Annotated in this window: 1 protein-coding gene; it reads left to right on the top strand. The window is 55.9% G+C overall.

Features of this window, described 5'->3' with window-relative positions; genetic code table 11:
- Positions 1 to 179: 179 nt before the first annotated feature.
- A partial coding sequence (locus tag EHO01S_RS17220; protein ID WP_024525091.1) for a phage portal protein family protein occupies positions 180 to 767 on the top strand: 588 nt, incomplete at its 3' end.

Below are 767 nucleotides of genomic sequence, written 5' to 3'. Positions count from 1 at the left end.
GCCCACTTTGCTTGATCAGTTGCGCCATTTCCCCATGGCCGATCACGATGATGGCCCGGATGCCCTGCATATGCTGTGGTCGTTGGCCGTCTCTCGCGCCAGCTCCACCCAAATTCACACCCGATCACGACACAGTTACGACGGCGCGCGCTTAGGCGGCGGTGCCTGGTGAGGACGTTATGCCACAGATTGTTGACCAGTTTGGTAATCCACTCAAAAAAGATGCATTAAAAACCCGTCAGACCATCCAGATGGCCGGGACGGTGCAACGCTACCCGGATCATCTCTCCAAGGGCATGACCATCAAAAAGCTGCCCCGTATTCTGCAACAGGCCGAGCTGGGGATGCTTAGCGCGCAGGCCAGCTTTTTCGAAGATATGCTCGAGCGTGATGGTCATGTTTTTGCCGAGATGGAGAAGCGTAAAAATGCCCTGTTAACGCTTGAGCGCACTATCGAGCCACCGGAGAACGCCAGCAGCGTCGAGAAGAACGCCACCGCCGCTATGAAAGAGTGGTTTAGTGGCATTATGGAATTGGAGGATGTGATCCTAAATGGCGCGACGGCCATCGGCCATGGCTTCAGTTGCCAGGAGATCCAGTGGGCCACAGTAGAAAAGGTGCTTATCCCGCAATACCTCCATTTACGCCCGCATCATTGGTTTAACTCCTTGCCGGAAAAAGGCGATGAGCTGCGCCTGAATAGCACCAACCCGGACGGGGATGCCCTGTGGCCGTTCGGTTGGCTGATACATCGGGCCAACGCCCGA

This window comes from Edwardsiella hoshinae NBRC 105699 = ATCC 33379 (assembly GCF_000474215.1).
Lineage (GTDB): Bacteria > Pseudomonadota > Gammaproteobacteria > Enterobacterales > Enterobacteriaceae > Edwardsiella > Edwardsiella hoshinae.
The sequence above is the reverse complement of the archived record's forward strand: the minus strand, read 5'-3'. Positions and strand labels throughout refer to the sequence as shown.